The organism is Actomonas aquatica (assembly GCF_019679435.2).
In the GTDB taxonomy this organism is placed as follows: Bacteria; Verrucomicrobiota; Verrucomicrobiia; order Opitutales; family Opitutaceae; genus Actomonas; species Actomonas aquatica.
The window spans coordinates 4694344-4715471 of sequence record NZ_CP139781.1; the positions used below are offsets into that span (position 1 = coordinate 4694344).

The window sequence follows — 21128 nt, forward strand, 5'->3', positions numbered from 1 at the left end:
CTACGCCCAACCCGCGTTACCCTTCACCCCTCACGCTGTGCCTATGAACGCTTCAAGCACTCGAGCGCGTTGGACTGGCCTGCTCGCTGCCGTCGGCCTGGCCCTCGGCAGCGGGCTGTCGCTGACCGCCTTTCCGCCGGCGCCCTATTACACCCTCTTTGGGGTGGTGCGGGACCAAGTTGGCACCGCCCTCGATGTCGAGGGCGCGGATGTGATTCTCTTACGCGACGGCATCGAGATCGGGCGCACCCCGATCACCGGTGACCTGCGCCTCGACCTCAACTACGAGCTCAACATCAGCATCGAGCAGGGCCGGGCCAACACCCGCACCTACTCGGATCGCACGGTGGCGCGGCAGGGTTTGTTTTCCCTCGCGGTGGAGATGAATGGCGAAACGTTCTACCCCATCGAAGCCGACGGCACCTTGCGCGCCGGTGAGGGCGGCGAACGCGTGCGGCTCGATCTCAACATCGGTGCCGATGCCAACGGCGACGGTCTGCCCGATGCCTGGCAGGAGTGGCAACTCTACCAAGCCGGCTTCCGCCCGGGCGATGACGGCTGGAACATCGATGACATCACGCGCGACGGCGACTACGACGGAGATGGCACGAGCAACTTCCTCGAGTATCTGGCCGGCACCTTCGCGGGCGACGCGGCGGAACGCTTTGAGCTCATCATCACCGGCCGCACCGACGCTCTGGTGAGCTTCGAGTTTTTCGCCATAACCGGGAAGGTTTACGCCATCGAATCCAGCACCGATCTGGTCAACTGGACGCCCGTCCCTCATCGCCTGTCTCCGACGGGTGAGGACTCCGATTACTCCCGCGCCACGGTGGTGGATATCCTGCCGATCTACGTGGTCACTGAACCCGGCGCTCAGCGCTTCTACCGCATCACGGTCCGATGAACTTACGTCGTTTCACCTCCCAGTTTTCGGCCTATTCAGCGGGGGGCGCCGCCTCCGGGCCAACCGCGGTGTCGGGCGTAAAGCCCGACCCACAAGCATATCATCCTGCCGGTGTGGGTCGGGCGTTACGCCGGCTGGCGCTCGCCGTCGGCGTGCTGGTCGGCGCGACCTCCGCGCAGGCCCAGTGGGAAACCGTCACCTACCACCTCAAGGGCGGTTGGAACGCCATCTACCTGCACGGCGAAGCCGACTACGCGTCCCTCGAAACCATTTTCCCGGAGTCGAGCAACGTGATCTCGGTCTGGCGTTGGAACCCCAATCCCAACCCGATCCAAATCGGCACGTCTTCGGTGCTGCCCACCACCGGCACGCCGGAGTGGCAGGTGTGGACCCGCGCCGAAGGCGACAGCGACTCGCTGGACTCGCTACCTGGCCAGTCCGCTTACCTCGTCGAGTGTTCCGGCTCCGCCGGTGACAGCTCCACGGTCACGATCACCCAGCGCGTTCTGCCGCCCCGCTACTCGTGGGTGCGCAACGGCGCCAACCTGCTCGGCTTTCCGTCCCGTTTGAGCGGCAACTACCCGCTCTTCTCCACCTATTTCGCCACCTTCCCGGTGGCGACGGCCAGCAACTCCAAGATCTACAAATACGACGGCGGTCCGCTCGGTCCGGGCAACCCGATCCAAGTGTTTTCGCCGTCCTCCGAGCGCCTGGATCGCACCAAGGCTTACTGGTTTGAGGCCCCGGTGGTGGGCAACTTCTACGCGCCCTTGGAGGTCACACCGTCGCGTCTCGATGGGCTCCACTACGGCCGCACCGGCTCGCTCATCACCGTGCGCGTGCGCAACCGCACCGCGAGTGCGCTCAACCTCACCGTGTCGCCCGTCACGTCGGCGGCCGCCCCCGTCGGCGAGGAAGCGATCGCCGCGCCCGTGCCGCTCACCTTCCGCGAGTTTGATACCGGCTCGTCCGCCTATGTGTTTAACGCCGTCTCGGGCGACATCCCGGTGACCATCGGACCGCAGTCTGCCGTCGAACTGAGCTTCGGCGTGGATCGTTCCCAAATCGTGGGCTCCACCGATTCCCTCTACGCGTCGCTCCTGCGCTTCACCGATGGCGGCAACCTCATGGACGTTACGCTGCCGGTCTCCGCCCGCGTCTCCTCCATGGCCGGCCTTTGGGTGGGCGAGGCGCTGGTGTCCGAGGTGCAAAGCCATGTGCCGGGTGCGGAGGGCACCGGCACCGGGCGTGACTTCCCGCTGCGACTGATCGTGCATGTGGCCGACGACGGCACCGCCCGACTGCTCTCGCAGGTCTTCATTGGCACGCTGACCTCGAACCCCAACGCCGTTGGTTTGGCCACGGTCGAAGGGGCCCTGCTGGCGAGCGACAAAGCCAACGCGCAACGTCTCAGCGTGGCGCACCTGCCGCCCGACACGGTGGCGGACGATGTGGTGGGCTCCGGTTCCGTCGCCATCGGCCAGACGCTCACCCGCACGATCACGATCGGATTCAACGCCCCCACCAATCCCTACGTGCACACGTATCACCCGGACCATGACAACCGGAACGCGCGCTTCGATGCGATGCTCCCGGCGGGCGAGGAAAGCCCGACGATCACCCGCGCTATGAGCTTCGCCTTCACGGCCTCGCCTCCGGAAGGAACGAGTCCGCAAGGGTGGGGCAGTAGCGTGATCGGCGGTGACTACACCGAAACCCTTTCCGGCCTGCGCCGCGCCAAGATGTCTGATGGCACTTCGACCACCAGCATCACGGTGTCCGGCACCTTCATCCTCCGACGGGTCAGCGAACTCGGCAGCATCACGACCACCGCGGCGCCATGATCACTCGAACTCTCCATCGCATCCGACTTTCCCTGTTCACCGCGGCCTTGCTTGGGGCTGTTGGTGCCAGCAGCGCCTCCGCTCAATACGAGATGAGTGGCTCGACGCAAAATCGGCTGTTCCAAGCCGACACCATCGCCGATCTGGCCGTGACCAACGGTGGCAGTGGTTACACCTCTGCGCCGACCGTCGCTCTCAGTGGCGGCAGCGGCAGTGGCGCCATTATCGTCGCCACGGTGTCCGGTGGCCAAGTCACCGGATTCACGATCAACGCGGCCGGTTCCGGATATTCGTTTACCAATCCTCCCACCGTCACCCTCAGCGGAGGCGGGGGCACGGGAGCCACCGCTCGGGTGATTTTCCGGGCGGTGCCGGACGGGCTCAACCCGCCGGTGACCACGTCCCAGTTTGCGAGCATAGCCAGCAACTCCGGTGGATCCGCTGCGGTGGCGGCCAATGAGGTGGTGTCAGTTCGTTACCCCTCCAGCGACGGCGGACTCGTGCTGCAACGCTCCGCTATTGGCAGCACCTTTGCGGCGGGCGTGCCGCGCTTCCTGCTCGGCGATGTGATACCGGTCCCGGCCACCCAGCTGGACGGCATCACGCCAGCCGGACCCAACTACTGGCGCGCCCAGCCGGTCGAAGTGGGGGAAACCTTCTCCCAAACGGCCACCTCCACGACCGACACACCGCTGCCGCTGGAGCTGGCGTCCATTCAAGTGACGTCGGGAGGATCTGGATACAGCTCCGTGCCGGCCGTTTCGATCACCGGCGGTGGCGGCTCAGGCGCCACCGCGACCGCGGTGATTTCGCAAGGCGTGGTGACGAACATCCTGCTCAACAACACCGGCTCTGGATACACCTCCCTGCCGGCGGTGACCCTCTCCGGCGGTGGTGGCACCGGCGCTGTTGCCGAAATGCTGGGTAAACAGTCTTCGTTTTATTTCAGCCCCCACGCCGAGCGCGTGTTTGCCACGCAGGCGGGGCGGGTGAGCGTCACGTGGGTGACGCGCTTGCCGATCACGACGGCCGATGAGCCGGAAACCGCCAAATACCGTTTCCGTCAGGAGTCGTTTACTGTTTCGTCCACCACGGCCAAACCCACCCGCCGGATCTACTGGACCGAGCGGAGTTTCGATGGACCGCTCATCAATATCCCCTTGGGCAAGATCGAAACGATCAACCCGGTCTTCAGTTCCTTCTTCCCGGCGTTGGTGGCCAAAGAATACACCCGCGTGGGGGCATCCGAATCTCCGGACGTCAGCCTGCCGCCGGAACGCCGCACGCTCTGGTTCGACAAGTCGAGCGGCATCGGCCAGCTGCATGCCTACAACCGCGAAGGTCGTATCTTCGTAGAGTATCTGGGGCCGATCAAAGAAGGCAGTGGGGGTGAGGTGCATGAGTTCCTCGGTGCCGACATCCTGGAGGTCGTGCGGGTCGCCTCTCCGACCGCCACCGACGTGTATTTGGGCGACCAGCTTACGCCGCGCACTGCAGGTGGCCGTTTGCTGCCGCTTGAGCAGGATGCCGAGTGGCTGGCCTATCCGGTCAACTCCGTCTCGACCAACAACGAAACCTTCTACGGCTCCATTACCCGACGCGACGGCGTGATCGAATACTTCGCCGAGCGCGAAAACCTGTCCCCTGATCGGGTGGCGTTCTATTGGTTGGAGGAGTCCGATGCGGCGATCCACTTCCAGAGTGCGGCCAACGCTCCGGACCTCGGTATCTATTGGCCGCGCATCCGCAGTCACTATCGCCAAATCTGGCCGGACGACGTCACCGAATACGCCCACTACACCGTGGGGACTCTGGGTAGCACGCCGGCGACGGGACTGGCTTTTACCGGCGGGCAACAACCGCAGATCATCTTCCAGGATGACCCCGCGCAGAGCGAAGCGCGCATCGACTCCTCCTCCCAACGTTTGTTTGTGCAGTTCACCGGGGCCGATGGGTTGAACCGCTCCCTGCTCAAATTCAGCGGCACCAACGAGCTCTGGTATGTGCGCTTGTTCACTCAGTTGGAGGATCGCGTGCGCCGGATTTCCGTCACGGATGGCGGCAGCGGTTACACCGAAGCGCCGACGGTGACCTTCACCAACGGCGGCGACGGCGCGACTGCCGTCGCCACGGTCGTCGATGGCGTGGTGGTGTCGATCACCGTGACCGATCCCGGGCGTAATTTCACTGCGGATACGCAGGTGGTGATTTCCGGCGGCGGCGGCAGTGGCGCGACTGCCGAGGTCACGATCCTGGGCTTCCTCGAAGGCGATGCCGAAAACGCCATCTATGCCGACGCGGTGGTCGGTGAGCGCATCGATGCTCCGGAAGGTCACGAGATTGCCGGCTACATTGCGGCCGGCACCGGCTACAATGTCGGCGCCTACGTCGATCCCTTCGATGTCGGGGTGGAAGAGGCCGCGACTGGTGCGATCATTCCGATCAACGCCATGCCGGCAGACGACGTGCTCAAGGTCTGGTGGTTTAAGGAAGTGGTGCCGGCCAACCCCGCGTTCCAACCCTTTTATGTCCCGGCCAAGATCGGCACCTACAACCTCGCTTACCCGGAGGATCCGGCGCTGATCGTATTGGCCTCCAACGAGGGTAGTGGCAGCCTGGCGTCTGCGGAGATCGCCGGCAGCCTCTATGTGCAGAACGATCGCACCAAGGTCGGCTTCAACCCCAATGAAGAGCACGCGGTGGCGCTTGGCGGTCGACTTTACGCGCTGCGGGATGACCTCAACAACACGTCTTCCAACGCCTCCGTTTATACCTCCGAGCCGTATGTGTTGCTCGACTACACGGATTTGGAAGACGGTCGCCCGGCCATGCGTGCCTTCAGGGTGGAGCGGGAGTTGGATCGCGCAGGCACGGAGAATGACTGGAAATTTAACTATCCGGTGACCGCTGGCACCATTCTCCAGCCCCCGATGCCGCTGCCCATCCTGCCGTTACCGGTGAATGCGAATGGCGATGTGGTGAACGAGGAGGTCCCGGCCATCACCGACTTGGCCGCAGCTGAGAATGCCCCTCCCGCCTACGACAGTTTCACGTTCAAGGACCGCAAGGGTTACGATTGGGTTTACCGCGGTCCGCATGGCGCCGGACCGGTGAACTCCATTGCGATTTCGTCCGGCGGTGCTGGCTACACCTCTGCTCCGACGGTTTCCTTTGTGGGCGGCGGTGGCAGTGGAGCTGCGGCGACCGCCACCGTCACCGACGGTGAGGTCACCGCGATTGAAGTGACCGCGCTGGGCAGTGGATACACCAGTGCGCCGACGATCGAGATCTCCGGTGGCGAAGGCACGGGCGCGACCGCGCAGGCCATCGTCGGACCGACCCTGGGCATGCAGTTCTACTACCTCATGCAGGAGAACTTTTACGTGCCGGGCATCGCTACCCAACCTGCCGTCGGCACCGTCCTGCCCTACCTCCGTCCGCTCGCCGAAGGCGTGCCGCAAGGCGACGCGGTCACGGGCACGCCGTTGACCATCACCTATCGTCCGGCCTGGCCTGAGCTTGCCCCGGAACTGCGCATCGCGGAGACGCTGACTCTGCCCAAGTTTGGCCTGCCCGCCGTGCTCACCCAGACCAGCGTGGAACTGCTCTATCAACAGTCCATCGCTCACGCCGGCAACGCGCAGCCCAGTGTCACGCTGCACGACCCGATTCGCGAAAAATCCTATGCCTTGGGTGAACTCAACGAACTGGACCGCATTCCCGACTCGGTGCTGACCTCCGATTATCAGGGACGCCTCTATTTCCAAGGCCTGCCGCCGCATCTGCAGAACCGGGTGTTCTTCGATGGCAACCGCGGCACCGACGGCGCCTTGGTTTTCCTTGGCGAGTTCGTCGATGAAATCGCGGGCGAAGACTACGTGAGTCTGAATGTTCTAGGCATCGATGACGTCGCGGCCCTCAAAGCTCTGTGTCAGACGACCGATACCAACAAGAGCAAGTGGGACAGTGCCATCGACGAGTTGAACACCGTAGTCGAGACGTTCGTGGAGGACGTTTTGCTACCGGGCACCTACGTGTCTGACGGTTCCCCGGTCACGGTCGGTCCGACTGTCCTCGCCCAGCCATCGGACTCAGATACCGCGGTGGTCAACTATGCGCTCACCGCCACCGGCAAGGGCAGTGGTTGGGTGTCGCTCATTTTCGGCGACGGCGAGGCGTTTACGCCGGCAGGTGAGCCGGTCAGCGCGGCCGTCTTCAAGGTCGCTCCGCGTCTTTACACCGGCGAGCTGAAGGTCGAACCCTCCAGTAACCCGCTGGATGAAATGGTCTCGCTGCGTCACTCCGGCGACTTCGCCGCCGAGCCCGGCAACTACGAGTTTGAATGGCGCTACGCGCCGCCCGTCGATGGCGTCGCGCCCGCAGTCTATACCTATGCACTGACCGCGCTTGCTAGTGACACCTGGCTGATTGTGCCTAATCCGGAAAACAACCTGCCAAATGCGGCCGAATACGCCGCGGCGGGCGATGTTTACTCGCTGCCGCACAACCGCGCCATCAACACCGATGATTCGCGAGTCGCCACCCAACCCGACCTGGTGGCCCGCAAGTCGAACGCCCTCGACTTCTCCGGTGGCGTGCCCGGCCGGATCATCTTTAGCGCCGACCTGTCCGACACCAACGCGGGTCTGGTGCTCTACGTGAATGGGGCAGCTGCAATTGCTTACAACGCGCCGGATAGCTTTGCCAACCTTAGCAGCTCCACCGGCTTGGTGGGCTCTGGTCTCACGCACCAATTTGAAGTGGACCCCAACGCGTTCCAGGCCGGAACCAACCGCATTGAAGTCGCGCTGTTCTCCGGCTCGGCGGAGGATGCCGTTTCGACCTTCGACTTCCGTCTGCATGCCTCCACCGAAACCGACGAAGTGGCCGGTTCCACCACTTGGCAGACCCCCAGCGGCGTGCTGAGTTCGCAGGTCATTGTGGGCGGTTCGCCCACCGCTCCTCTTGGCAGTCCCTTGTTGGTCCTCACCGACAACTATTTCACGCTGCGTTACCGCCCCAAGATCAACACGGGCAACATCCTCGCCGAAGGTTCGAATCAAAGTGAGGTTGGCTGGTCGCGTTGGACGCAGCCCAAGCTGGTCGAGGGCTGGATCAAGCGGGTGCTCGCCGGCATCAATCCCTTCAACCAGCGCGTCACCGACCTCTACAACAATGCCATCAATACCGACGTGTCCTTGCTCACGCAGGCCGGCACGCGTTGGGAGGGCGACATCTCGCTCAACCTGGCCAATATCCAGGACTTCGGCCTGATCGAAATCTACGAGACGGTGCTCAATCGCGGCAAAATGCTGAGTATCGAATCGGGCTTTGATTACGCCCCAGCCAACGACGCGCTCCTGCTGGCCGCTGGCTATTTGAACGACCTCTACACCCTGCTCGGTAACGAGGCCTTCGCCGATGCCGCCAACCCGACCATCTCGATCGACGACAGTTCGACGGTCACCGAAGTGAACACCTCGCGTTTCTCCTTCGAAGGGCAGGTTACCAGCGTGTTGGAAGAGGAGCTCGCCCTGCTGCGCGGTCGCGATGACTTCCTTTCGCCGGGCGTCACCGTTTCCCCGGCCTACAATCGCCTGTATTGGAACTACACCCGTGGCATCAACTCCGGCGAAGCCCTCTACGCGGCCAACTACAACATCGCGGAGAAGTCCGGCAGCTCCACCGCTGATGGTGTGGTCGATGCGGCCGACGCCTACCGCATGTTCCCGCAGGCGCACGGTGATGCTTACGGTCACTACCTCACCGCGCTCAGCGTATATCTCGGTCTGCTGCAGAACCCCAACTTAACCTGGGAGCCTCGCTCCGAAGCGGTTTCGGTGCTCGGCCAATCCATCCAGATCGACTACCAGGACGAACGGAAGTTTGCCCAGGCGGCGCTAAATCTCGCGCGCACTGCAGAGCAAGTGGTGGGGCTGACGCATCGCCAAAGCTATCGTGATGACCCGAGCGCCGGCTGGTCCCACTTCCGTGATGGTGCCACGAATACACGCACCGGTATCACGCGTCATTGGGGCCTTGATGAATGGACCTCCCGAGCCACCCAAGGCGCTTACTACAATTGGGTGATTGGCAACTCCATCCTGCCGGAACAGGACGACAACCCCGACCATACCGGCATTCAGGTCATCGACCGTTCCACCGTGCTTGAGCTCTCACAGCTCCCGACGATGGCGGACAGTTTCCAGACCAAGTTGGACAACGCGAATGCGCACCTGAACCCGCTCGGTCTCAGCCCGCATGCCATCGCCTTCGACATCTCGCCCAGCGAGCTGAAGGCCGGCAATTCGCACTTCGATCAGATCTACGAACGCGCCCTGCGTTCGGTGGTGAATGCCAAGGGGGCCTTTGACCAAGCCGCCCGCATGACCCGCTTGCTGCGCAATCAGGAGAACCAAATCCAGTCGCTCAACGATGCGATCGTGGACGAAGAGTTCGCCTTCGAAGTCGCGTTGATCGACATCTTTGGTCAGGCGTATCCGTCAGAAATCGGCGCCGGTCGCACCTACGCTCAAGGCTACGCCGGTCCCGACCTCTACCTCTGGTATGTGGTCGATCGCCCGACCGACCTGGTGGATACAGGCAGCACCTACGACATCTCGATCACCCTGCCGAAGGATGTGCCTCAGCTGTCGACCGATTTCCTCAATCTCCTGGATCCGGCCGTTCAAAGTATCTCCCTCAACCTGACCCCACAAACGGTCAGCATCCAGCCCGACCGAACGGTTCAATTCTCCGATGAGTTCCGTCGCGGCCAATCTATGGGTCTGCGTCCTACCATCGGCAGTGTGCAGATCGCGTTGGTGGAAGCTTACCAAGCACGAGTGGAATTTATGGCTGCTGGTGACGCGTTGCGCCTGAAACGACTACAGGTAGCAAAACAACTCGATCTGTTGTTAGAGTTGGCCCACCTCCACGCCGAAATTGTGGCGAAGCAGGCCAACGCAACTACTGAGATTCTCCGTCTTCGCCGGGTGCAGGCGGATCTCGAAAGCACGTCCGAGCTTTTGGCCACTACGGGTGATATCGTATACAATTCCTTCGAGGCAGCGTCGATCGCGCCGCCAGAATCTGCAGGATTGTCAAGTGACTTCACGTCGACGCTTCGCTCAGCTTTGAAAGGCTGGGGCACTGGCATTGATGGGGGGCTAAAGCTCGCTTCTGTAGGACTGCAGGGTGGCGCGCGCTTGGCTGGAATCGATTCCGAGCGGATCGCCGCCATCACGGAGACGGAAATCCTCGGGCTCGGGTTCGATTACGAGGAGCGCCAGGCGTTCTACGAGTTCCAGCTCTCCCTCAATGAGCTCTCCTCCAGCCTCTTCGAAGCTGCTCAGCTGGCGACCGCCCTGCAGCAGGCGAATGAGCGGGTGCGGAACGAAATCGCCACCGGCAATACCTTGCTGGCGCAGCGTGAAACCTTCCGGAAGCGCGCCGCGGCCAACATCCAGGGTTACCGCACCAAGGACCTCACCTTCCGCACCTTCCGCAATGAGGCCTTGGAGCAATACCGTTCCCTCTACGATCTGGCCGCCCGCTACACCTACCTCGCGGCCAAGGCTTACGACTACGAAACCGGCTTGCTGGGCACCACCACGGGCCAGACGGCGATCAACAACATCGTCTCCTCCCGCGCCCTCGGCGATCTGACCGGCGGCACCCCGCAGGCTACCGTCAGTGAGTTTGGTGACGCCGGTCTGGCCGGCACCATGGCTCGCCTGCAGGCCGACTGGGCCGTGGCCAAGCCGCGCCTCGGTATCAATAACCCGGATACGAACGGCACGGTCTTCTCGCTGCGTCGTGAGCTCTTCCGCCTCTCCTCGGAAGTCGATGGCGACACCGCCTGGCGCCAGACCCTTGAGCAGCACATCGTGAGTGACATCATGGCCGATCCCGATGTCGCGGCCTACGCCCGCAACGTGGGCAAGGGCGACGGCAGCGCGGTGCCGGGCATCATCATCCCGTTCTCCTCGCTCATCCAGAAGGGCTACAACTTCTTCGGCCATCCGCTGGCTGGTGGGGACCACGTCTTCACCGACTCCAATTACGCCACCAAGATCTTCAGCGTGGGTGTCGTGCTGCGGGACTACGTGGGCATGGACGCTTATGCTCAACGCGATCCGGGCCAGCCCGGACCGGACGCCACCGATCCCAACGCACTCGCCGCCACGCCTTACCTGTATCTGTTGCCCACCGGCACCGATTACATGCTGGCGCCGCCCTTGGGGGACACCGGTGAGGTGCGCGCCTTCACGGTGCATGATCAGGCCTTGCCGCTGCCGTTCAACCTCGGGGGATCGGACTTCTCCGATAGCCAGTTCTTCAGCGCGACGGACACCCTCTCGGAAAAGCCGTGGATCCTGCGTAAACACCAGGCCTTCCGTGCGGTGGACGACCCGGCCTTCTTCTACTCAACCGTGCCGGCGGAGTTCACCAGCTCCCGCTTGGTCGGTCGCAGCGTGTGGAACGGCGGCTGGAAGCTCGTCATCCCCGCCTACACCCTGCTCAGCGACGAACACGAGGGCCTCAACCGCTTCGCCGCCAGCGTGAAAGACATCGAGCTCTTCCTCCGCACCTACTCCAACTCCGGAAACTGAGCCATGACGACGCGCCACCTGCTCTCCGCCGCCGCGATGGTCTGTCTTACTATCGGTGCCGTCGTCTGGCATCTGCGGGACGACAACGCCACGACGGCTTCGGCGTCCGACGTCACCTCCACCGCGTGGGTCGATTCGGACGAGGCCCTGCTGAAACTGCAGCTCAACCAGGCCGAGGTCTTCCGCCGCGCCTTCTGGCGCCAGCCCGCGGACGATGATCGCATCCTCCACGCCGAGCGTCGCCACCGGCTGCGCGGCGAAGGCGGCAGCGTGGAGGAGTGGCAGTGGTTCATCGCCGTGGAACCGGGGGACGCCTTCGCCACTTGGTTCTTCGAGGACAATCCCTTCGAGCTCATCGCCGCTCGGCCGACCACCGCGATGCCCACCCTGACGGATGCGCCGGAATGGCTGCCGTCCGCCGACACGCTCGCGGGCATGGATCACTTCATCAAACCCGGCAGCCACCTCCACGTGTTTCGCGACGCGCGGAGTGGGCGGCTCTACGCCACCGACGAAGGTGGCGGTTTCACCTTGGCGCAGAACTGAACCTTTTTGCCATGACCTTTCATCGCTTTCCTTCCCCGTCCGCCGTGCTGCTCGGCCTGAGCTGTTTGCTGATCGCGTCCAGTGGCCTGTTGGCGCAGGGGGGCGTGTCACGACCGGTTGGATACATCGTGCAAACGATTCCGGCCGGGCAGACGCGTTCGTTTTCCGTTCCGCTCGACGCGCCGGCCTCCAGCCTCGGCGACTCGGTCGGCCTGATCACCGACGTGGGCGAAAACTGGCTCGAGAACGCCGCCGCCGATTGGGTGCCGGGCGTCTTCTCCTCGCCGGAGTATCCGTATTTCCTGCGCCTCACCTCGGGTGCGCAATCCGGCCGACTCTTCCGCATCATCAACCCGGCCAACACCGCCACCCGGATTTACGTCGCCGATGATGGCGTGGACCTGCTCACCCTCGCCATCGAGACCGGCGAAAACGGCGCGGGTTACGAGATCATCCCGGCCGACACCCTCGCGACACTTTTTGGCACGGCAGGGGAGGGCAACCTGATGCTGCAGGGCGGCGAGACCGCGCTGGAGGCCGACCTCGTGCAAGTCTGGGGTGGCGCCTCGTGGATCAACTTCTACTTCAATACCGCCCGGGATCGTTGGGCCCGCGACCTCGATTCCGCGGCGAGTCCGAGTCGCGATCACTTTCTGCTGCGGCCCGACCGCGGTGTCATGATCACGCGACGCGGCGGCTCCGATCTGAATATTCCGACGATTGGACGTGTGCTCATTTCGCCGCCGCGCGCCGTGCACTCCCGCACCGAAAATGCACTCACCTTCCTCGCCACCATGCAGGCGATGGATACGACCTTGGGGGAGCTGGCCTTGCAGACGGAGTCCCGCACGCACGCGTGGAAATCTGCGGCCGATCCGACCGAGGCCGATCTGCTCGTGGTCTGGGCCGGCGCCTCATGGTTCAGCTTCTACTTCAACAGCGAAAGCGGCCACTGGCAGCGCAGCGACGAGACCGACACCAATCGGGATGGCTTTGTGATCAAGGCTGGCACGCCCATCTTTGTGCAGCGCCGCGACGCGGGTGAAACGGCGGCCGACAAAACCATCCAGTTTCCGTCGATCGGCAACTGATCGAGGGGTATGGCGGGACACGCTCAGTATTTCCGAGCATGGGCGGCGCTGGTGCTGGGGCTCGGTCTTATCCGGCTGCCAATCCTGGCGCAGACGGTTGAGCTCGATTCCTTCGACCAAGACACGGTGAGCGGAGCGCCGGCCACCGGCACCTCTTGGACCGGTAACATCACGCAGCAGGCCACGAGCATCCAGGTCGGTGGCACGGCGAAAGATGAGAACGGCTGGGTGTCGGCGAGCCTCAACCTCGATGCGTCCGCCATGAACTACCTGCGCATCCTCGCGCAGCGCGACACCGGTAACGAAAGTCCGGCAGTCGTCGTGCAGTTCAACGACCTCTACCTCACCCAGGACGCCGGCGTGTTTTCGGTGGGCAGCGATGCCTTCGCCGCTGGGGAGCTGACGTGGGTCCAGGTGCCCATCGACTCGTGGGGCGCCGGCTTCGACGCGAGCCAGATCACTGACTGGAGCCTTGGTGGCGGGGCGACGGGTCTGACCGATTTCCGCATGACCTTTGCCCACCTCGCGTTGTCCAGCGACCTCTTGGCCCTAAGCGGCGGCAAAATCATTACGGCGGGTGATCAGACTTACGCGGCGGCGCAGTCTCTCACCGGTGACACCACCCTTGGCAACACCGACGGCGCGAATGGCACCGGCACCGCCATCACCTTTGATGACTCCTTGGACGGAGCTTATGCGCTTACGCTCAACACCAACGGCGTCACCACGTTGGACGGTGCGGCGGGCGGCACCACTCCGCTCGCGAGTCTCACCACCGATGCCGGTGGCCGCACCGAAATCAATGGCGGCGAAGTGACCACCACCGGCGACCAATCCTACGGTGACGAAGTGCACCTCGGCGCCGACACGCTCCTGCAAGTGTTGGGGGATGGCATTGTGCAGTTCTTCCAGCCGATCCAGGGCAACGATTGGGAGCTGACGATCAACTCGCCGAACTGGGGCACCTTCGGCGCCGCCCACCAATTGGCGGCGCTGAACAAATCCGGCTCCGGCACCTTCGTGCTCAGTAGCCAAAGCACCTTCACCGGTCCCACCACCGTGAATGCCGGCACCCTGCAGCTCGACGTCGATCAGGCGCTCAGTGCGTCCAGCTCGCTGGTGCTCGCCGGCGGCACCTTCGACCTCAATCAGCACAGCCTCACCCTCAGCACCTTGGCGGTCACGGCCGATTCGATCCTGGATTTTGGCGGCGGCTCGGGCTCGTTCACCTTGTCCAGTATCAGTGGCAGCCTGTGGAACGGCACGCTGAGTATCAGCAACTTTAACCCGTCTTCCAACACCCTGCGCTTCGGCACGGGGTCCGATGGTCTGAACCTCGCTAACCTGCCGCTGTTTCGCTTTGTCGATTACGGCGGAGCGATCGGCCAGATCGATGGACTCGGTTTTGTGACGCCCTCGGCCGTGCCGGAACCCGGCACGGTGGCGCTGCTGGCCGGCGTGGCCGTGTTGGGAGCCACGGTCTATCGACGTCGCCGGTTGCAGCAATTGGCGGCGACGGAGCGCGACGCGGACTCGACCGCGCCGCGTTGCGATGACACAAGGTCGTCCTCATGCTGCTGACCCCCCTCATGGCAATGCGAGTGCGCCGCTGGTTGAGCGTGGTGTTACTGTGCGGTGGCCTCACCGCCGCCTCCGCGCAAACGCTCCTGGTGGAGAGCTTCGACGCCGGCAGTAGCACGGGTTCGGTCGTGCCCGGCAGCTCGTGGGAAGGCAACGTGACGCAGAATGCGGGCAGCATCACGGTTGGCGGAGACGCCTTGGATGAAAACGGCTGGTTTGCCCCGGCCGTAAACCTCGATGCGACTGGCATGAACGTGCTCACCATCACGGCGCAGCGCGACAGCGGCAACCAAGCGCCCTCGGTCGCGATCCAGTTTGAGGATCCCTTTCTCAACACGACGGTGTTTTCGATCGCCGCCTCGGAGTTTGCCGTGGGCGAGCTCACCACCGTGCACCTGGCCATCAGCGGTTGGGCGGCCGGTTTCGACTTCACCCAGATCACCGGTTGGAATTTTGGCGGCGGTTCCCCCGGCATCGTCCCCTTTCGCCTCACCATCGATGAGATCCTCTTCGAAGCCGAGATCCTGGCCGCACCCGAAATCACCTCTGCGGGCGCTGACGTGACCGTGGTCGAAGGTGAGTCCACCACCTTTGCGGTGACCGCCACCGGCACGGATCCGCTCACGTATCAATGGTTCCATGACGGCGCGGCCGTCACCGGCAATGCCTCCGCGACCACCGCGTCGCTCGCCCTGACCGACATCACTCCCGCCGATGCCGGCAACTACACCTGCGTGGTCAGCAACGGCGAAGGCAGTGCGACCAGTCCGGCCTTTGCGCTCACCGTGCGCCCCCTGGCGGTGGTGACCTTGCTCGACCTGGCCACCACCTACTCCGGTGAGCCGCGGGTTGCCTCCGCCACCACCGACCCGGCGGGACTCACCGTTACCTTCACTTACGATGGGGCCGAGACTCCGCCGACCGCGGCGGGCAGTTACACCGTCGTCGCCACGGTCGACGACGATTCCTACGTCGGCTCAGCGACCGGCACGCTGGTCGTGGCCAAACGCCGGCCGGTCATCACGTGGGATGCGGGCGGGCCGCTGAACGACGGCGACACGCTCACCGCCGAGAACCTGGACGCCACGGCCGATACGGATGGCGCCTTCGTTTACGACCCGGCGCTCGGCACCACGCTGGCGACGGGCGAACACACGCTCACGGCGCAGTTTACGCCGACGGATACAGCCAACGAACTGCCGGTCACGACCACGCGTTTGCTCGCGGTGGGCATCACCCCGCCGTCGGTGCTCAGCGCACCGTCGAACCAAGTCACGATTCTGGGCCAAGCCTCCAGCTTCACCGTATCGGCCGCCGGACCCGGCACCTTGTTCTACGAATGGAGTAAGGACGGCGCCGTCCTCCCCGAGGCCACTAGCGCGACGCTCACCCTCAACGCGGTCACGCTCGACGATGCCGGCGACTACACGGTGCGTGTTTACAGCGCGGCTGGCTCGGCCCCGACGCGCACGGCCAGCCTCACCGTGCACGATGTGAGCGTCGCGCAATCGATCGAAGGGGCGGGCTATACCCCGGGCGCGACGGTGACTGTGACCAATACGGTGACCTACACCGCCAACCTCAGCGCGCTCACCTGGAGCGTGTTGCCGCCGGCCGCCGTGGGCGGAGCTGACTGGGCGTTCGCCGCCAGCAGTGGCGACACCACCGCGACCACCACCCCGACTGCCGGCGATACGGACCTCTTCGAGTGGCAATGGTCCACCGTGCCGGCCAACCCCTTCACGTTCAGCTACACCGTCGACGTGCCAGCTGCGGCGACGGGCGATTACGAATTCACCGCCATGGCGTCGGTCACCATTGAGGGCACGGTCATCGACGCGCTGGTCGCGCCCGATCCGCTGACCCTGGCTGCGGCCGACACCACGCACAGCGCGGACACCAATGGCGACTTTGCCATCGATTTGTCCGAGCTGCTGCGCGTCATCGAGCTCTACAACACCCGTTTTGGCACCACGCGCACGGGCCGCTATCAGGAACAGAGTGGCACCGACGACGGGTTTGCGTCCGACCCTTCGCTCGCGGCCGACGGGCCCGTGGGCCTAACCCAATTTCATTCAGCAGATTACAACGACGATGGATTGGTCGATCTGAGTGAGCTCCTGCGGGTGATCGAACTCTACAACCAGCGTGAGGGCACGACGCGCACCGGGCGGTATCACGTCGCCACGGGCACCGTGGACGGTTTTGCGCCGGGCGAGTGAGGGGGGCGCCAAACTTTGTTGCATAAAAATTCACTTCAGCCGGAACCCCTCGTGCCGTTTAGGGTCCATGCAAGTGTTCCCGCTTAGCGGGCACTTATTGGGGTAACCAAGAAAGCAAATGGCCGGTCACTTAGGGGTAGGTGACCGGCCAACTTATTTTCCGGCGGTCGGGGTGAAACTGTTTGGGACCTTTGCCTCAGCCGAGATTCTCGCGTCGCTCCAATTCCGCACGGATCTCCTGCAACCGCTCCTGAGTCAGGTCGAAGCGGGACGTCAGCCAATAGCTGACCGCGTAACCCACGACGGGAATGACGGCGAACAGCACCCGCATGGAGGTGAGGGTCTCCGGGGCTTGATCCGCTCCGACGGTGGCGTCGAATCCGGTCCACAGTAGCAGATAACCGGCGGTTAAGAATGCGAGGGCCAGGCCGAGTTTGAAGGCCCAACCATAAACTGCGCCAAACAATCCCTCGCGCCGAGTGCCGTGGCGGAGTTCTTCCAAGTCGCACACGTCGCCAATCATGGCGTGGCAAAGCATGAAGATCGCGGTGAGGCCGAATCCGCTCAGGCACGCACAGAGCAATTGCAGGTAAGGTTGCGCCGGCACGAAGAGGAACCAGGTGCTCAAGCTGCCCATACCGGCGAAGAGGAACGCGAGGCGCAGGGTGCGGATCTTGCCGTGGCGGGCCGAGTAACGATTCATTGCGGGGACTGCGATCAAGCCGACGAGTTGCGTGACGGTGCCGTTGTAACCGATGAAGGTGGCCGCAGTGGTTTTGTCGCCGCCACAGACGTAGTAGATGTTGAGATACGGCATCAGGCCCGCGACGAGCGAGTTGCACATCAGGATCGTGGTCACGATCGCGGTCAGAATCAAAAACGGCCGGTTCCGAAAGGCCTGGCGGGTATTGTGCCAGGTGGACCGTGTCGCGGGTGCCCCCGCGGATGGCGGAGGCGGCGAGGGCAGGGCGGGTTCCCGCACGAATACGAAGGTCACGAGTCCGGAGAGAGTTAGGACTCCCGCTGCGCCGATTCCGACCCACTTGGCGCCTTCCATCGCCGAATCGAACATCGGTTGTTTCATCAACCAGTAGAGCCACGCCACCCCGATCTGCGCCAGCGTGCCGAAAAACGCGGCGTAGGCCATCACACTGGTGCGTTGGTGGTAGTCCCGCGACAACTCGTAGCCGAGCGCATACCACGGCACGGCGTAGAGCGTCAGGGCCGTGTAGAACACCATGGCGAGCACGGTGAAATAGGCGAAGTAAGCGAGCTCGCTCCAGCCCAGGGGGAACCACCACAACAGCGCAAACCCCACGCCCGACAGCAGCGCTCCCGCGAGGAGGAAGGGCCGGCGCCGTCCCCAGCGGGAGCGAAAATGGTCGGAAAAATTTCCCATCCAAGGGTCGGTGATCGCATCCCACAGCCGGGCGAGAAACAGCACCGCGCCGACCAGGTGCGGCGCCAGCCCGAGTTCGATGTTGTAGACCTGAAAGGCGAACTGCTTGGGCGCCTGCTTGCCGAGCATCGTAGCGACCGCGCCGACGCCGTAGGCCAGTTTTTGGCGGACCGATACCGCGTGGGCAGCGGCCGGGGAAACGGCGGGATCGGGGCGCGAAGACATGGGGAGGCGAGGGGAGGGGGCGTTATGGAGTGGCAACCGGCCGGGGCGGGTCGAGGCTTTTGGGCCGTGACGTGTCACACCTGCCCGGAGTTGTGGCGCCAAGCGGCCTGTCGGTAGGTTTTGATCCTCCCCTTGCGACCCTTTCACCCCGGGTCGACCACCCCTGCCGCCGGACGACGCTTCCCGTGATATCCGGCTCTTTTTACGCTATGACTTTGTGCCTGTTATCCCCGTCACGTTTCCCTCGTGGTGCCGTCGCCGTCGCGAGCCTGCTTCTGGCCAGCGGCTTTGTCGCGCTCCGCGGGGCGGAGCCTGACACGACCTCGCGATCGATTTATCACGCCGATTGGATCGACCTGAACAAGAACGGTGTGCGTGATCCCTACGAAGATTCGCGCCGCTCGATCGACGAACGGGTCAACGATCTGCTCGCCCGCATGACGATGGAGGAGAAGACCTGTCAGCTGGTCACGCTCTACGGTTACTGCCGCGTATTGTCGGATCCCCAACCGACTGAGCAGTGGAAACAGCGGGTCTGGAAGGATGGCATCGGCAACATCGATGAGCATCTCAACAACAGCATCCGCTGCATCGCCAAGGGCGCGACCCGCGAGTATTCATTTCCCTATGACGCCAATGCGGCGGGGCTGAACGAAACCCAGCGCTTCTTCATCGAGGAAACGCGGCTCGGCATTCCGGCCGACTTCACCAATGAGGGATTGCGCGGCTTGTGCAGTGATTCGGCCACCTTGTTGCCGGCGGCAATCGGTATCGGCAGCACGTGGAACACCGAACTCGTGCGCGCCATCGGTGGTATGGTGGGCGCTGAGGCGTATGCTTTGGGTTACACCAATATCTACGCGCCTATTCTGGACCTGCCGCGCGATCCGCGGTGGGGACGCATCGTGGAGTGTTACGGCGAGGATCCGTTTCTGGTTTCCAGTTACGGCCGCCAAATGGTGCTGGGTTTGCAGGAGCAGGGTGTGGCTTCGACGCTCAAGCACTTCGCCGTCTACGGCATCCCGCGGGGCGGCCGCGATGGCAATGCCCGCACCGATCCGCAGGTCACGCCACGCGAGATGGTCGACCTGCACCTCGAACCCTTTCGGGTGGCGGTGCAGGAGGCGGGAGCCCTCGGCGTGATGGCGTCTTACAACGACTGGAACGGCGCCCCTGTCGCGACCAGCGCCCATTTCCTCACCGATATTCTGCGCGATGAGTTTGGGTTTCGGGGTTACGTCGTTTCCGACAGCGACGCGGTCGAGTATCCATTTTCCAAACACCGCACCGCCGCCCACTACCGGGAGGCGATCCGACAGTGCCTGGAGGCCGGCTTGAACATCCGCACCAATTTCACCGCGCCGGAGAAGTTTGTGGAGCCGCTGCGTGAGGCCATCGCGCTCGGCGAAATCGCGCCCAGCTTGATCGATCAACGCGTGGCGGAGGTGCTGCGGGTGAAGTTTGTGCTCGGCCTGTTTGATCAGCCTTATCGCGACCCCGCCAACGCCAACACGGTGGTGCGTTCGCCGGAACACCTCGCGATCGCGCGGCAGGCGTCGCGGGAGTCGTTGGTGTTGCTCAAGAATGACGGCCTGCTGCCCATTGACCCATCGGCCCTGCGCCGGGTGTTGGTGGTAGGACCGAATGCCGACGATGGTGAAGGCTCCATCAGTCGCTACGGTCCGTCCAACGTCGACGTCGTGACCGTTTACGAAGGGATCAAGGCGCACCTCGGTTCGGCGGTGGAGGTTGTGCATGCCCGGGGCAGCGAGATCGTGGATGCCACGTGGCCGGAATCGGAGATCCTGCCCACACCGCTGACGTCGACGGAAGAGTCGATGATATCCGAGGCGGTGGAGGAGGCGCGTCAATCGGACCTGGCCGTGGTGGTGCTGGGCGACAGTGAGCGCACCGTGGGCGAAAGTGTTTCCCGCACCAGCCTCGAGCTGCCCGGCCGCCAGCTGCAATTGCTGCAGGCGATCGAAGCCACCGGCACTCCGGTGGTGCTGGTGCTGGTGAGTGGTCGTCCCTTGTCGATCAATTGGGCGGACCGCCATGTGCCGGCGATTGTTGAGGCGTGGTTTCCGGGCGAGTTTGGCGGCGACGCCATCGCGGAACTTTTGACGGGAACACTCAACCCCGGCGGGCGTCTTCCGGTCACGTTTCCCAAGACCGTGGGACAGGTGCCCATCGCTTTTCCGTCCAAACCGGCGGCCAATGCGGGGCAGCCGAAATCCGGACCGAATGGCACCGGCTTTTCCCGGGTGACCGGCGCACTCTATCCGTTTGGCCACGGGCTGAGCTACACCACATTTGATTATGGGCCGCTGGAACTCTCGGCCTCGACCCTCGACCTGAGCGACGACCTGGAGCTGAGTGTGTCGCTGGAAGTAACCAACAGCGGTGAGCGCGCAGGTGACGAGGTCGTGCAGCTCTATCTGCGCGACGAAGTGAGCACCGTCACGACCTACGACCAAATGTTGCGCGGCTTTGCCCGCATCACCTTGGCGCCGGGGGAAACTCGCCGGGTGACGTTCACGCTCAGCTGGCGAGACCTCAGTTTGTTGGACGACAACCTGCAACGCATGGTGGAGCCGGGCGTGTTTCGCCTGATGGTCGGCGCCTCGTCGGAGGATATTCGCTCCGAAGCGGAATTCACCGTCGCGACTGCGAACTTGGAGGACAATGGATGAAGCCC

The 21128-nt window shown here is 63.7% G+C and carries 9 protein-coding genes; 8 read left to right on the forward strand and 1 reads right to left on the reverse strand.

Going from position 1 to position 21128, the window contains the following annotated elements; all coding sequences use genetic code 11:
- Nucleotides 1-43 precede the first annotated feature (43 nt).
- The 7 genes from K1X11_RS18020 to K1X11_RS18050 are packed head-to-tail and all read left to right on the forward strand — an operon-like array spanning nucleotide 44 to nucleotide 16806.
- A complete protein-coding gene (locus tag K1X11_RS18020; protein ID WP_221030551.1) occupies nucleotides 44-907 on the forward strand; it encodes a hypothetical protein in 864 nt (287 codons plus the stop codon).
- On the forward strand, nucleotides 904-2751 hold the full coding sequence (locus tag K1X11_RS18025; protein ID WP_221030552.1) for a hypothetical protein: 1848 nt from the start codon (nucleotides 904-906) through the stop codon (nucleotides 2749-2751). The genes K1X11_RS18020 and K1X11_RS18025 overlap by 4 nt, the downstream gene beginning before the upstream one ends.
- On the forward strand, nucleotides 2748-11366 hold the full coding sequence (locus K1X11_RS18030; protein WP_221030553.1) for a hypothetical protein: 8619 nt from the start codon (nucleotides 2748-2750) through the stop codon (nucleotides 11364-11366). The genes K1X11_RS18025 and K1X11_RS18030 overlap by 4 nt, the downstream gene beginning before the upstream one ends.
- A gap of 3 nt (nucleotides 11367-11369) precedes the next feature.
- Nucleotides 11370-11912, forward strand: a complete 543-nt coding sequence (locus K1X11_RS18035) for a hypothetical protein (protein WP_221030554.1) — start codon at nucleotides 11370-11372, stop codon at nucleotides 11910-11912.
- An 11-nt stretch (nucleotides 11913-11923) separates the two neighbouring features.
- Complete coding sequence (locus tag K1X11_RS18040) at nucleotides 11924-13003, forward strand: hypothetical protein (RefSeq protein WP_221030555.1); 1080 nt, start codon at nucleotides 11924-11926, stop codon at nucleotides 13001-13003.
- Between the two features lie 9 nt (nucleotides 13004-13012).
- Entirely contained in the window at nucleotides 13013-14584 is a 1572-nt protein-coding gene (locus tag K1X11_RS18045; protein ID WP_221030556.1) for an autotransporter-associated beta strand repeat-containing protein, read from the forward strand.
- A complete protein-coding gene (locus tag K1X11_RS18050; RefSeq protein WP_221030557.1) occupies nucleotides 14575-16806 on the forward strand; it encodes an MBG domain-containing protein in 2232 nt (743 codons plus the stop codon). Before K1X11_RS18045 ends, K1X11_RS18050 begins: the two co-directional genes overlap by 10 nt.
- Before the next feature lie 196 nt (nucleotides 16807-17002).
- On the opposite strand, the gene K1X11_RS18055 is transcribed toward K1X11_RS18050, so the two are convergent.
- Nucleotides 17003-18430, reverse strand: coding sequence for an MFS transporter (locus K1X11_RS18055; RefSeq protein WP_221030558.1), 1428 nt, complete (start codon nucleotides 18428-18430; stop codon nucleotides 17003-17005).
- A gap of 209 nt (nucleotides 18431-18639) precedes the next feature.
- On the opposite strand from K1X11_RS18055, the gene K1X11_RS18060 reads away from it, so the two are divergent.
- Complete coding sequence (locus tag K1X11_RS18060) at nucleotides 18640-21123, forward strand: glycoside hydrolase family 3 N-terminal domain-containing protein (RefSeq protein WP_425503774.1); 2484 nt, start codon at nucleotides 18640-18642, stop codon at nucleotides 21121-21123.
- The last annotated feature ends 5 nt before the right edge of the window (nucleotides 21124-21128 follow it).